The sequence below is a fragment of the Microbulbifer maximicatervae (SeqCode) genome, assembly GCF_052466985.1.
In genome coordinates, this window is record NZ_CP174298.1 from 3606107 (window position 1) to 3618595 (window position 12489).

The 12489-nt window shown below is 49.8% G+C and carries 15 protein-coding genes and 1 tRNA gene; 7 read left to right on the plus strand and 9 right to left on the minus strand.

Features of this window, described 5'->3' with window-relative positions; all coding sequences use genetic code 11:
• Positions 1-227: 227 nt before the first annotated feature.
• The 5 genes from ACJJI3_RS15880 to ACJJI3_RS15900 all read left to right on the plus strand — a co-directional run bounded on the left by ACJJI3_RS15880 (position 228) and on the right by ACJJI3_RS15900 (position 3064).
• Positions 228-476: an accessory factor UbiK family protein gene (locus ACJJI3_RS15880; protein ID WP_282930338.1), complete on the plus strand. Its 249-nt coding sequence runs from the start codon at positions 228-230 to the stop codon at positions 474-476.
• A gap of 29 nt (positions 477-505) precedes the next feature.
• Positions 506-2002, plus strand: a complete 1497-nt coding sequence (locus ACJJI3_RS15885) for a YifB family Mg chelatase-like AAA ATPase (RefSeq protein WP_444940245.1) — start codon at positions 506-508, stop codon at positions 2000-2002.
• A 129-nt stretch (positions 2003-2131) separates the two neighbouring features.
• A complete protein-coding gene (locus ACJJI3_RS15890; protein ID WP_444940246.1) occupies positions 2132-2419 on the plus strand; it encodes a putative quinol monooxygenase in 288 nt (95 codons plus the stop codon).
• Positions 2420-2426: 7 nt separating this feature from the next.
• Positions 2427-2870, plus strand: a complete 444-nt coding sequence (locus ACJJI3_RS15895; RefSeq protein ID WP_444892557.1) for a MarR family winged helix-turn-helix transcriptional regulator — start codon at positions 2427-2429, stop codon at positions 2868-2870.
• Entirely contained in the window at positions 2867-3064 is a 198-nt protein-coding gene (locus ACJJI3_RS15900; RefSeq protein ID WP_282930358.1) for a putative antibiotic biosynthesis monooxygenase, read from the plus strand. Before ACJJI3_RS15895 ends, ACJJI3_RS15900 begins: the two co-directional genes overlap by 4 nt.
• Before the next feature lie 31 nt (positions 3065-3095).
• Here ACJJI3_RS15900 and bla read toward each other — a convergent pair whose 3' ends face one another.
• The 5 genes from bla to ACJJI3_RS15925 all read right to left on the minus strand — a co-directional run bounded on the left by bla (position 3096) and on the right by ACJJI3_RS15925 (position 5929).
• Positions 3096-3962 (minus strand): subclass B3 metallo-beta-lactamase, encoded by an 867-nt coding sequence (bla, locus tag ACJJI3_RS15905; protein ID WP_444942567.1) that lies wholly within the window; start codon positions 3960-3962, stop codon positions 3096-3098.
• A 204-nt stretch (positions 3963-4166) separates the two neighbouring features.
• Positions 4167-4724 (minus strand): GNAT family N-acetyltransferase, encoded by a 558-nt coding sequence (locus tag ACJJI3_RS15910; protein WP_282930360.1) that lies wholly within the window; start codon positions 4722-4724, stop codon positions 4167-4169.
• A 10-nt stretch (positions 4725-4734) separates the two neighbouring features.
• Positions 4735-5238 carry a GNAT family N-acetyltransferase gene (locus ACJJI3_RS15915; RefSeq protein WP_444940247.1) on the minus strand — a complete coding sequence of 168 codons (504 nt, stop codon included), beginning with the start codon at positions 5236-5238 and terminating at the stop codon, positions 4735-4737.
• Between the two features lie 17 nt (positions 5239-5255).
• The gene (locus tag ACJJI3_RS15920; RefSeq protein WP_444940248.1) at positions 5256-5708 is read right to left on the minus strand and encodes a YaiI/YqxD family protein; all 453 of its coding nucleotides are present in this window, start codon (positions 5706-5708) and stop codon (positions 5256-5258) included.
• Between the two features lie 2 nt (positions 5709-5710).
• Entirely contained in the window at positions 5711-5929 is a 219-nt protein-coding gene (locus ACJJI3_RS15925) for a DUF3565 domain-containing protein (RefSeq protein WP_444940249.1), read from the minus strand.
• A 153-nt stretch (positions 5930-6082) separates the two neighbouring features.
• Here ACJJI3_RS15925 and rep point away from each other — a divergent pair, with 153 nt between their 5' ends.
• Positions 6083-8116, plus strand: a complete 2034-nt coding sequence (gene rep, locus ACJJI3_RS15930) for a DNA helicase Rep (RefSeq protein WP_252084133.1) — start codon at positions 6083-6085, stop codon at positions 8114-8116.
• Positions 8117-8221: 105 nt separating this feature from the next.
• On the opposite strand, the gene ACJJI3_RS15935 is transcribed toward rep, so the two are convergent.
• Positions 8222-8647 carry a c-type cytochrome gene (locus tag ACJJI3_RS15935; protein ID WP_444940250.1) on the minus strand — a complete coding sequence of 142 codons (426 nt, stop codon included), beginning with the start codon at positions 8645-8647 and terminating at the stop codon, positions 8222-8224.
• Positions 8648-8833: 186 nt separating this feature from the next.
• Between ACJJI3_RS15935 and ACJJI3_RS15940 the strand changes: the two genes are divergently transcribed.
• Positions 8834-8910, plus strand: a tRNA-Arg gene (locus ACJJI3_RS15940).
• Positions 8911-9345: 435 nt separating this feature from the next.
• Here ACJJI3_RS15940 and ACJJI3_RS15945 read toward each other — a convergent pair.
• The 3 genes from ACJJI3_RS15945 to moeA form a co-directional block, all read right to left on the minus strand.
• Positions 9346-9786, minus strand: a complete 441-nt coding sequence (locus ACJJI3_RS15945; protein ID WP_444940251.1) for a hypothetical protein — start codon at positions 9784-9786, stop codon at positions 9346-9348.
• Positions 9786-10814: a hypothetical protein gene (locus ACJJI3_RS15950; protein WP_444940252.1), complete on the minus strand. Its 1029-nt coding sequence runs from the start codon at positions 10812-10814 to the stop codon at positions 9786-9788. Before ACJJI3_RS15950 ends, ACJJI3_RS15945 begins: the two co-directional genes overlap by 1 nt.
• A 397-nt stretch (positions 10815-11211) precedes the next feature.
• A complete protein-coding gene (gene moeA / locus ACJJI3_RS15955; RefSeq protein WP_444940253.1) occupies positions 11212-12453 on the minus strand; it encodes a molybdopterin molybdotransferase MoeA in 1242 nt (413 codons plus the stop codon).
• Positions 12454-12489: the final 36 nt, after the last annotated feature.

The following is a 12489-nucleotide window of genomic DNA, read 5'->3' on the forward strand; positions in this document are numbered from 1 at the left end:
AAGCAAAATCAATAAGTTAGGAGTAATTGAATTATTAAAATTCGTACGAATAGAAACTCGAAGGCAAAGTGTTGCACCAACATGGAACTGCCTTTCTTCCTTTGCACTGAAGTGGGGAGGTAAAGATTAAGGTGCGCTCAGAACGGTGCGCTGTTAGGCTGCTTTTTCCAAAAAATGCACTGGGTTACAATCCCGTGCTATTCATATCCATCTTATTTAGCGAGGAAATGCCCGTGGCAGCAGATAAACTGCAACAGCTGCTGAAAGAGCTACAACAACAGGGCGCCGTGGTGACCAGTGACCTGCGCAGTGCTCTGGAAGTATCACTGGATAAATTGCCATTGGTCTCCCAGCGAGAGTTCGACACTCAGGTGGAGATACTGCGCCGGACCCGGGAAAAGCTGGCACGACTCGAAGATAAGGTCGAAATGCTGGAGCAAGCCCTGGCGCAGAGAGACAGCGCCGCCAAGGACTAAGCCCAGGGAGCCACTTCAAGGATGAAATCGTGAGCCTCTCAGTCACCTACTCCCGAGCTCAGCTCGGGGTCTCTGCACCTCTGGTTACCGTAGAAACCCACCTGGCAAATGGCCTCCCTGCCTTTCATATTGTGGGTTTACCGGAAGCGGCGGTGCGGGAGAGCCGCGATCGTGTCCGCAGCGCCCTAATCAACAGCCATTTCGACTTCCCCCAGCGCCGAATTACCGTCAACCTCGCCCCCGCCGACTTACCCAAGGAAGGTGGCCGCTACGATCTGGCCATCGCCATCGGCATTCTCAGCGCCTCGGGACAGGTTCCCACCGAAACTCTGGAACGTTATGAATTTATTGGCGAGCTAGCACTCACCGGCGCCTTGCGGGAAGTAAGTGGTAGCTTACCGGCAGCCGTAGCCTGCACCAATGAAGACCGTAAACTCGTTGTGCCTACCGAGAACGGTGCGGAAGCCGCGCTGGCAACCGGCGAAGTCAGCATTGCCAGCTCCCTGCTGGAAGTTTGCGCCGAACTCCATGGGCGTGAATCTATGCCCAAAGCTGTTGCAGAGCCTATTGCCGAAGAGCACCTGTGCGCAGACTTGGCCGATGTACGCGGCCAACTGAAGGCTCGCCGCGCTCTCGAAGTGGCAGCAGCCGGGAGCCACAATCTGCTTTTTTACGGTCCGCCCGGCACCGGCAAAACCATGCTGGCCAGCCGCCTGCCAGGAATATTGCCCCCGCTGACAACTGAAGAGTCACTAGAGGTAGCGAGCGTTTACTCCAGCGCAGGCCTACCCCACCAGAGTCTGCGCCCTTTCAGGGCCCCACACCACAGCGCCTCACCAACAGCGCTGGTCGGTGGTGGCAGCACCCCAAGGCCCGGTGAGATATCCCTCGCGCACCGGGGAGTCCTATTCCTCGATGAGATGCCCGAATTTCCCAGGCACGCTCTGGAGATACTGCGGGAACCTCTAGAGAATGGTGAAGTGCGTATCTCCCGCGCCCGAGCCCAAGTCACCTACCCCGCCCACTTTCAGCTGGTCGGGGCTATGAACCCTTGCCCTTGTGGCTATTTAGGCGAACCCCGCTGTCGCTGTACCCCAGACCAGATAGATCGATATCGTAACAAGCTCTCAGGCCCTCTGCTGGATCGTATCGATATGCAGGTAGAGGTGGGCGCTATGAATGCTGTGCAATTACAGGATTCAGCTCCCGGAGAAACTTCCGATACCGTGAGAGAGAGAGTTTGTGCCGCACGCCAGCAACAAATACAGCGGCAAGGCAAGACAAATAACCTGTTAAAAGGCACAGAACTGGAAAAGCACTGTGCCTTGGGGGAAAAGGAGAAGCACCTTTTACGCCAGTCAGTGGAAAAACTGGGGCTGTCCGCGCGTAGTTACCATCGGGTCCTTAAAGTAGCCCGAACCTTGGCAGACCTTGCTAGTTTGGAAAGTATCAGTACTGCGCAAATTGCCGAAGCCTTGGCTTACCGCAATTTGGATAGACGTCAGGCGGTAATTTCTTCAAGTTAGAAACTATTTATTCAATCTTGCCATTAATAAAAAACATTATCCTGATTTAGTACAGAAATCATTATTTTATTGACCACCAGAACAATATGATTATCATGATAACTATATTATTATTGATGAGTAGTAATCATGAATCACAATCTCTTCATTATTGCCAAGATTTCCCCCAAGGCTGAATTCTTCATACAAGCCAAACAGGCCATCCTGTCCATAGTGGCTAATACATTGGAGGAAGAGGGCTGCCTGCAGTTTTCTGTGCACGAGGACGGGGAAAACCTGTTTTTATACGAGGAGTGGCGCAGCCAGGAAGACTTGAACAAGCATTACGCTATGCCCTATATCGCTCCGATATTCGAAGCCTATCAAGAGTGGCTAAAAGAGCCTGTGGAGATCAATAAGCTGGAGAGGTTAGCTTAAAACCCTTATGTTTTTTCTCAAAGAACTTCCCTCACAACAGATGGTTGAGGGATATTCCAAACGATTTTCTGTAAAAGATCCCACTGCCGTTCAGGACGCCCTTACCATGATGCGGGATGCGAGTCTGCTATTGCGGGAGCTGGAGGGGTATTTTTCTGAACACGGAACCTCCCAGCTGCGCTTCCTGGTAATGATCGTTATCGACCGGGAGCCTCAAAGAGATAGTTTGCTGGCTTCAGAAATCGCAGAGCGCATCGATGTTTCTCGCCCGGTAATGACACGAACCTTGAAAAGCATGGTGGAAGATGAGCTCATCGTTATGGAAGCAGACTCCAGCGATGGCAGGGCAAAATGTGTAGCACTATCCAAGAGTGGAAAACAATTTTTACAAAAAATCTTACCCGGGTATTTTAAGACAATTTCTAAATTTATGGAGGAGTTGAACAAATGAAGAAACCGATACTACACGCCCTGTGCATCTGGGCATTGGTTTACCCTATTGTTACTCTATTACTTCTAGGGATGCAAGCACTGGAATTGCAAATTGCAATTGGTTTAAAAGCGCTAATAATGACCGCTATTCTGGTCCCACTAATGTATTTCTATCTTGTGCCAAAGGTACATCAATTTTTGGCCCGGCATTAATTTGTCGAGCCATGTTTTGTAGCGCCAACATCTAGTCAGCTGGATCTTTCTCAGCTTCCAGCTTTTCACTTAATTTTTCTTCTGCTTTCTCTGCATATTGATGACAGCTGACTGATTTTTTCTGTATAGCTTTGTTTTTAAACTCCCAACCGCTGGCAGGTGCATGAGGGGTAAGTAGTAAATCACAAGGTAAATCCCGCACACGGGCAAAGCTTGTGCGGAAGTCCTCTACGATATTGGGATAGCGGCGATTATCAATCAGTTGATAACCGGGCGCTGTAAGGCTATCCACATAAGCTATATCTTTAGTTTTACCATCAACTTTGTCTTCCCAGGTCCAGGCCATACTGCCTGGTGTATGGCCTGGGATAAAATGTACGCGTAGACGCAAATCCCCTAGAACCACTTGCTCGCCATCGTGCAGGATACGATCCGCCTTTATTGGCGGATATAAAAGTTCGTCGGCAAAGTGAATATCATTGGCACCACCGCGAGCCATTAACACCGCTGACTCGGCATTGGTTACCACCTGTGCACCAGTTACGCGTTTTAGCTCAGCTATAGAACCAATGTGGTCTGCATGAGCCTGACTGTGCAAGATTATTTTGAGATCCGAGGGGGCGACTCCCAACCTGCGCATATTCTCCAATAAATGCTCAGCCGTCTGCTCCATGCCACCGTCAATTAGAATCGATCCCTCTTTGCCTTTTAATAACAGTGAGGTAATTCCCTCGGTACCTATTTGCCATGTGTTATCTGCAATCTTTAGAGGCGCTACTGGCTGGCGCCAGGATTCTGGTACCTTGTAGGTTTCCAGTTGTGGTAAGACAGCAAAGTTTTCCGCTGCCGAAAAACTGGGATAAGCTGCCATTACTATTGCGGCCAATTTGATTCTTATCTTCATCCACTATTCTCTATATTTCTGCACCAGATATAAAAACAAAAGCTTCACTTAATACAGTATTTTTAACCCCTAAATTCAGTCAAAACTATAAGCCATCAGGAATAATTTTAATTTCCTGTAGTTTATGGTTTCTATTGCCTCCCCAAAAAAGCTTGATCCCATCTGAGCGCTGAAAATCTTGAATCGAGGCCAGTCAAATCAAATCTTTTGCCACTCATCAGCACTCAATCGATAAAGACAATGCCGCTGTAAATTACTGTCATTAGGGACCAAAGGGTGCTCAAAGACAAGAGAGTCTCTCTGCATCCCAAGCCGCTCCATCACCCGCTGGGAACGAAGGTTTTGCAGTGCAGTAAAGGAAACAACTTCGCTGAGATTCAGGGCATTAAAAGCTACATCCAAAGAGGCTTGTGCGGCTTCAGTGGCATAGCCTTTTCCCCAGTGGGGAAAGGCCAAGCGCCAGCCTATCTCTACCGCTGGAGTGAAGGGCAAATCTTCAGTCACATTTTTCATACCCACAAATCCAAGAAGCTCTTTAGTCTCTCTCAGCTCCAAGGCCCAAAAGCCCCAGCCGTATTTCTCAATATGCGCAATACTGCGATCCACACCGGCGTCGCTCTGTTGTCGCGTCAGCAATGAGGGGAAGAACTCCATCACCCTGGGGTCGGCATTCATTTCTGCAAGTACAGGCTTATCTTCCTCTCGCCACTGGCGCAGCTGTAAGCGCTCTGTCATAGGTTGTATTAATTCAGGCATGGAATATTCGCTATTCAATATTTTGTTTCTGCTGAAAATCTACAGACGGTGCGACCATAAAATCGCACTGATCCAGCCATTTTCGCTGCCCTGGGTAAGCCGCTTCCTCAAAGCCCAATTTCTGGTAGAGAGTCCGTGCCGCTAGATTAGTACGCAGGACAAATAAAGAGCACTCGATTGCATCCAGGGTTCTGGCTCCTGTTTGTGCAAGCTGTACTACTAGCGAACGTCCTAATCCGGCTCCGCGATGATTAGGCGAGACAATTAAGCGACTTAGGTGGCAGCGGCCCAGGTGTTGATAATACTGCCCAAAAGCCAGCACATCGCCGCTGCTGTCCTGAAGTGCGTAGCTGGGCAACTCCGGCCAACGACAATCCTCCAAGAAGGACCTCCCCTCGAAGGGAAACCTGAAGTCAGGACCACCCCACTGTTGGCACTGCTCCCTGTCAGGCAGCCAGGACATCAATGTTGGGAATTGCCACTCTTCCATTGGCTTCAGTCTCAAGTTCTCCACGGCAATTCTCCTTAAAGTTACTTGCGACTCTTTGCCAGCCATCCATCTAACTGATCGGCAAAAGCTTTGCGGTCTGCCTGACTAAGGGCCGGTGGTCCGCCGGTATGCACGCCGCTGGAGCGCAGGGTATCCATAAAGTCCCTCATATTCAGACGCGCGCGGATATTGGCTTTGGTATAGCGCTCCCCACGGGGGTTAAGGGCTTCAGCACCCTTGTCGATCACCTCTGCCGCCAGGGGGATATCGCTGGTAATAACCAGATCCCCCGCCTCACAGCGCTGTACAATCTCGTTATCCGCCACATCAAAACCGGCTGTCACTTGCACGGAGCGGATATAGCGCGACGGCGGCACCCGCACCGCTTGGTTAGCAACCAGTGTCAGTTCTGTGGCTGTGCGCTCAGCGGCGCGAAACAGGATTTCTTTGATGGCAACCGGGCAGGCGTCGGCATCGACCCAGAGTTTTGTCATGGCTATACAACCTTTTCGAGCGTATCGGGCGGTGCACCCTCATCGCATTTCTTGCAATTGAGCTGGAATCCCAGCATGGACTCGCGCCCTTGTTCAGTGATCACCCAGGGCCGGTTGGTCCAGGGAGGATTGTGGCGTACATGTTGGAAGTGGCCACAGGCGAGCTCCGCCACCCAGTGATTATCTTCATCCAGGTGGTAGCCGGCGATGGGTTGTTGCATGGGGTTACACAAGCAGGGAGTAAGGCGCAGTTATAGCCAATCCCAAGGGCAAAGTATACGTGTGGCCGGTGGTTCGCACTGGTACTGGGATGATTCGAGCCAAGACTGCTAGAATCTCCCGCTTTTCCGCGACGCGAAGATGCAGCCCCATCTATGACCCAGCTCAACCCCCGCCAATCCGAAGCCGTGAAGTATGTCGATGGCCCCTGCCTGGTGCTGGCCGGTGCCGGCTCCGGCAAGACCAGCGTAATCACCCGCAAGATCGCCTACCTGATCGAGCAGTGTGGCTACGCCGCGCGCAATATCGCCGCCCTCACTTTCACCAACAAGGCGGCACGGGAGATGAAAGAGCGGGTCAGCAAACTGCTGGCAGGCCCGGATGGCAAGCGCTCCAAGGCGAGTCACGGCCTGACCGTATCCACCTTTCACAACCTTGGGCTGAATATCCTACGCAAGGAATACCGCGCCGCCGGCTTCAAGCCCGGCTTCTCCATCTTCGATGCGGAAGACGCCCGCGCCCTGATCAAGGAACTGATGCTCAGGGATGGCGACCTGGATACTGACCTGTTGGATCGGGTACAGAACCAGATCTCCAATTGGAAGAACGATATGCTCACCCCGCGCCGTGCCCTGGAGCAGGCACAGAGCCCCGGTGAGCAGGCCATCGCGGTTGCCTACGATCGCTACTGTGAAGCCCTCAAAGCCTACAATGCCGTCGACTTCGACGACCTGATCCTGCTGCCGGTACAGCTATTCGACAAAGACCCAGAGTTGCTGCAACGCTGGCGCAAAAAGATTCGCTACCTGCTGGTGGACGAATATCAGGACACCAACAACTCCCAGTACCTGCTGGTGAAGCTGCTAGTGGGCGGGCGCGGCGGCCTCACAGTGGTGGGAGACGATGACCAGTCTATCTACGCCTGGCGCGGCGCGCGCCCGGAGAATATGAGTGCGCTGAAGACCGACTTCCCCAACCTTCGCCTGATCAAACTGGAGCAGAACTACCGCTCCACCAGCCGCATCCTCAAAGTGGCCAACCACCTGATCGCCCACAATCCTCACGAATTCGACAAAGCATTGTGGTCCGATCGCGGCCTGGGTGAGGAGATCCGCGTGCTCAAGGTGGCCAATGAAAACGAGGAAGCGGAGCGGGTCGCCAACGAGATTTTTCTGCAAAAGAGCCGTCGCGGCTGCAAGTTTATGGATTTTGCCGTGCTCTATCGCGGCAACCACCAAGCGCGCCTGATCGAAATGAAATTGCAGGAACACCAGGTTCCCTACCAGATGTCCGGCGGTACTTCCTTCTTCGCCCGCGCTGAAATCAAGGACGTAATGGCCTACCTGCGCCTATTGGTGAATCCGGATGATGACAACGCATTCCTGCGCATTATCAATACCCCGCGTCGCCAAATAGGTACCAGCAGCCTGGAAGCCCTGGGCAACTACGCCAAGGGCCGCGAGATCTCCATGTTCAAAGCCTGCTCGGAACTGGGCTTTAAGGAGCATATCAACGAGCAGGGCTACGAGCGCCTGAATCGCTTCGCCCTGTGGCTCGAAGGGGTACAGCGCAACTGTCGCGATACCACCGCCAATGGCGCCCTGCGTGAAATGCTGGAAGATATCGACTACGCCGGCTGGCTCTCACAAAACGCCAGCAGCGAGAAGGTGGCCGAGAAGCGCATGGAGAATGTGTATTGGCTGCTGGAGAGCCTCAACAAGATTATGGAGGGCACCGACGATGAGCTGGAGCAGGATATTCGCTTGGAACAGGCCATCTCCAAACTGATCCTGCGGGATATGCTGGAGCGCCAGGAAGAAGAGGAAGCCACCGATAAGGTCAGCCTGATGACCCTACACGCCGCCAAGGGCCTGGAATTCCCCCACGTATTTATGATCGGTATGGAAGAGAACTTACTTCCCCACCGCAACAGTATTGAAGACGACAATATCGAAGAAGAGCGCCGCCTCACTTACGTAGGCATTACCCGCGCCCAGCGCACCCTTACCATGACCCTGGCGGGCAAGCGCAAACAGTTCGGCGAAACCCAGGACACCACACCCAGTCGCTTTATTGACGAATTGCCGGAAGAAGATGTGTTGTTGGAAGGATTTGGTAAGGCGACGCCGGAGCAGAATCAGGCGAAGGGAGAGGAAACTTTAGGGTCTTTGTTGAGTATGTTTGATTAATATCTTGTTGATTAAATATTTTCAAATATTAACGTACCTACAAAAACAGATACCCAAAATAAAAAAGGCCGCTCAATGAGCGGCCTTTTTCCAATAGGGAACAGCTTATTTACTGTTATCCACCATGTAATTCACAGCAGCTTTGATCTCGTCATCGCTACAATCCATACACAGGCCTTTGGCCGGCATGGCATTGATACCGTTAATGGCATTGTTGTAGAGAGTGTCCATGCCCTTGGCGATACGGGGTGCCCAAGCTGCGGCATCACCGAATTTAGGCGCACCTGCAACACCCATTGCGTGACAAGTCTGGCAGCTTGCGTTGTAGATATCCTGACCACTGCGAGCAGCGCCGCCGCTAGCACCCTCAGGAGCTGCCGCTACTGCCGCTGCACACTCTTCACCTTTCATGCAGGTTTCACCTGCCGGAGCAATTCGCTCTGCGATTTCTTCATCAACAGACTGCTGGGCCACTGCCGTAGCCGCACTGACGGCCAATGCCGCCACAATACCCAAAATACGCTTCATCATATTCCCCCAAAAGGACCGAAGTGAGTTGGCCCACAAACGTTCAAAATATCGTCGCAAACTCCTACGCCGCGCATTATAAGCACTGCATCGCCACCTGCCAAAGACTATATAAGCCAACAGAATGTCCTTTAACCCGCCCCCCAGCTTCTGTATAATCCGCCTCCCATTGGCACAAACAGCCAATATCCGCCCGTAGCTCAGCTGGATAGAGCGTCGCCCTCCGGAGGCGAAGGTCAGAGGTTCGAATCCTCTCGGGCGGGCCATATACAAAAGAGCCCGCTAATGCGGGCTCTTTTGTATATGGCTAACTCCCAGGTTTCGTTCGAACTCAGGTTCGACTCGGAGGCAGCAAGCTGCCGTAGAGCAGCGAGCCCAAAGGGCGAAGCTAATCCTCCTGCACACCACCCGCTTATGCGGGCTCTTTTGTATATGGCTAACTCCCAGGGTTTTGTTCGAACTCAGGTTCGAATCGGGGGGCGGCCAGAAAGCAGCGAGTCCTTGGAGCAAGCTAATCTTCTCACAAGCTATTAGCCTAATCCGGATTTCATATATGATTTACTAAGCTTCGTCGGAGCTTAGATTTGGCTTTGGGAAAGCCCAGCTAAACCAGTTTAGGGGGAAGTGATTTTTATCGTCCACCGGACTCTAGATAAATTTCCGTTAAAGAATATGACCTTGTCATTTTATCAATTTTAAACTTACGAAGAGGAATCTTTTTTCACTGCCTTCTTTTCTGCAAGATCAATCGCGCTTGACCAATTTTCTCCAACGTAATAAATCGCAATTGCAACTAACACCCATGATATAAAAGCCAAGATTAAGCAAAAAATGACAGCCCATGGATTAGATATATATCCAATAGATATTTGTGATAATGCACTTAAGAAAGAAAGAACGATTGCACACAGAAGGAGCCGAGAAAAATTCTTTAAAGGGGTATAAAACCCAACATCACTTCCTAATTTTCTTGCCTGAGAAATTTTCTCTTGGTAGTCTTCACTATCGTAAAAATCATCTTTCATAGTTTTCAATATGAAAGACTTCATAGAAAAGAGGAAAGATCCAATTGTAAAGCCAGACACAAAAATGGCAGTTCTAAACTCTTCGTGATACTGAATTAACTTACTCAAAAGCACCATTATGAAGACTCCGTTTCAGGCACATCCTGAGGCAAGGACGCTTTATTTTTTATATCTTTTGCACTAATTATCTTCCATGAATCGACAGATGGAACTTCGCCAAAAACAACACTGTTATCACGCATCTTAGAAATAAGATTTTTCATGGCGTCACAATTCTTATACTCCTTCCATTTCTTACCTGGAAGCAGCTCTACATATTCATCATACTCCATGCGGCCAAAATTACTTGTATTATCACCAACCTGCATTGCCAAATCTTCACCATAATGACCAAGACCATAAATCCTTAAACTAGTCTCTTCCTGCTGTTTCGCATATGGCTTAAAAACGTTTTTCACAACCGATGAAATACCCTTTATTAAGCTGCCCCTTTCAAAATCAACTTCTATCGTTGCTCTTTTTGAGTTTTCATCTAGCGGTGTATATCGCCCTGCATCTGACAATGCATTTGACGCCATCAAACGAATCTTTCTTACTTCTTTATAATTTGAAAGCACTTGACTTAAATCAGCAGGAGTTGCAAGCAGAGAGAGAGAAAAAGCGCCAGGATATTTTTCCAGTACTCTTTTACCAATTTCTTTTATAGACTTCTTTCCGAACTCCGTTAGCTCTTTTTGATATTGATTTTTTTTAAACCTTAACTCTTCATCATGGCTTTTTTTAAACAAGGAAGACAAACCAACAGGTGAAACAGACCCCTGATAGCTATAGAACAACCCTCGCAAATTTATAGGATTAATAGCAAAAAGTGACACCTCTGTACCATATTCATTTTTACTTAGTGTTTTTTTGGAGACCATTAAATCTCCTGAATCATCCCTAAGAGTTACCAATGATTTTTTATTATCCTTATATGATATAACTAGCCCACATATTAAACCATGAATCACATCTGTATAAAGAACTGTTCTTCGCGATTTTATTTCTATTTCTTTATCTTCTATACGTTCCAGTCTTTGATAAAAATCACCAACTGTTACGCCAGTAGCAAACAACAGCTCAAATCCAAGCGTTTTAACCTTCATTACCATCCTTGAGAATATTTTTCTTTTATTAATAGAGTAGTATTTACAACAAAATATATCACCCTATTCTAAAATATCCCAAGTATTAACTTTATGAGAATAGGTAGGCTAATCGATCATATTAAGATAAGTGGTGAAATATCTTCTTTAGACATAAATAAAAATTCCTTGAATTCCCTAAAACTAACAAACGAGTAACTGCCTACTAACAAATTATAGGAATAAGAACAAGACAGGTTTTCTCAGCTAATTAATAAGTAGTGCCCAAGAAATTACTTGGCTGGATTAATCTTATCGGCTTTTGGTATGATCGACCCAATTCAAAGTGGTTCATACCATTATATAAGAATTGAAAATAAAAAAAATCATATATAACCATTATTCGGGATAACTCCCCCTACCCCAACGGCACCCTCAAAGGCTCAATCACCACCTGCTCCCCAGCCTCTACACTGCCACTCTCTCGCGCCAAAACGATAAAGCAGTTAGCAGCAGCCAGACCGGAAAGAATATGGCTCCCCTGGGTACCAACCGGTTCTACTACCAATACCCCGTTTTCATCACTGCGATATACACCCCGCTGGAAATCGGTACGGCCGGGCTTTTTCTTAAGGGGTTTTAACAGTTTTGCCTGCAAGGCCTGCGGGCCAGTCCACTGATCGCCTTTCATCACACTCAGGGCGGGCACGGCCAGCTGGTAGAAAGTTACCAGGGCGGAAACCGGGTTACCGGGTAAGCCGAAGAAAGGGGTTCCCTGTAGGAAACCGAAGGCAAAAGGTTTACCGGGCTTCATCGCCACTTTCCAGAAGCCGATCTCTCCCAGTTCTTCCAACACTTCACGAGTGTAATCCGCTTCGCCAACGGAGACTCCACCGGAGGTGATAATAGCATCGGCCTCTTCGGAAGCACGCTGCAAGGCATTGGTAATAGCCTGTTTGTTATCGGGCAATATACCCAAATCCAAAATATCCAGGTCCAGCTGTTCCAGGGCGGATAACAGGGCAATGCGGTTGCTATCGTAGATATCGCCCTTACCCAGGGCTTCGCCGGGCTGGCGCAGTTCATCGCCAGTGGAGAAAAGTGCGACTACCGGTTTGCGCACTACAGTCACTGTGCCCACACCGGCAGCAGCGAGCAGGGCAATATGTGGAACGCTGATGCGCTCTCCGGCCTTGAGCAGGCTAGCTCCTTCAGCCACATCTTCACCGCAGCGGCGAACATGGTCGCCAGCGCGAACTTCACAATTTATTCGTATCGACTCCCCCTGGGCATCGACATTTTCCTGCATCACTACCGTATCTGCACCGGCGGGTACTGCGGCTCCTGTCATAATGCGCACGCAAGTGCCGGGGTTCACCACACCGTCAAAAGGTGCACCGGCAAAAGATTTGCCGATCAGTTCCAGCGGCAAGCCACTAGCCAGGTCTTCAAAGCGCAGGGCGTAACCGTCCATTGCGGAGTTGTCGCAAGGCGGTAGGTTTACTGTGGAGATAACATCCTCAGCCAATACTCGACCGGCGGCTTGTGCCAGGGGCAAAGTCTCAGTGCCACTGATTGGGCTCAGTGCCTCAAGAAGTTTTTCGCGGGCGCTTTCGATGGGCATCAGGCCCGGTTGGCTACAGCAGTCGATAGTGGGCATGGACAATATCTCTTACTTCATTCCTTTGCGGTTGGG

Coding starts and splice junctions, on each gene's coding strand:
- ACJJI3_RS15880 (WP_282930338.1), top strand. CDS start 228: ATGCCCGTGGCAGCAGATAAACTGCAACAGCTGCTGAAAGAGCTACAA.
- ACJJI3_RS15890 (WP_444940246.1), top strand. CDS start 2,132: ATGAATCACAATCTCTTCATTATTGCCAAGATTTCCCCCAAGGCTGAA.
- ACJJI3_RS15895 (WP_444892557.1), top strand. CDS start 2,427: ATGTTTTTTCTCAAAGAACTTCCCTCACAACAGATGGTTGAGGGATAT.
- ACJJI3_RS15900 (WP_282930358.1), top strand. CDS start 2,867: ATGAAGAAACCGATACTACACGCCCTGTGCATCTGGGCATTGGTTTAC.
- ACJJI3_RS15910 (WP_282930360.1), bottom strand. CDS start 4,724: ATGCCTGAATTAATACAACCTATGACAGAGCGCTTACAGCTGCGCCAG.
- ACJJI3_RS15920 (WP_444940248.1), bottom strand. CDS start 5,708: ATGACAAAACTCTGGGTCGATGCCGACGCCTGCCCGGTTGCCATCAAA.
- ACJJI3_RS15925 (WP_444940249.1), bottom strand. CDS start 5,929: ATGCAACAACCCATCGCCGGCTACCACCTGGATGAAGATAATCACTGG.
- rep (WP_252084133.1), top strand. CDS start 6,083: ATGACCCAGCTCAACCCCCGCCAATCCGAAGCCGTGAAGTATGTCGAT.
- ACJJI3_RS15935 (WP_444940250.1), bottom strand. CDS start 8,647: ATGATGAAGCGTATTTTGGGTATTGTGGCGGCATTGGCCGTCAGTGCG.
- ACJJI3_RS15945 (WP_444940251.1), bottom strand. CDS start 9,786: ATGGTGCTTTTGAGTAAGTTAATTCAGTATCACGAAGAGTTTAGAACT.
- ACJJI3_RS15950 (WP_444940252.1), bottom strand. CDS start 10,814: ATGAAGGTTAAAACGCTTGGATTTGAGCTGTTGTTTGCTACTGGCGTA.
- moeA (WP_444940253.1), bottom strand. CDS start 12,453: ATGCCCACTATCGACTGCTGTAGCCAACCGGGCCTGATGCCCATCGAA.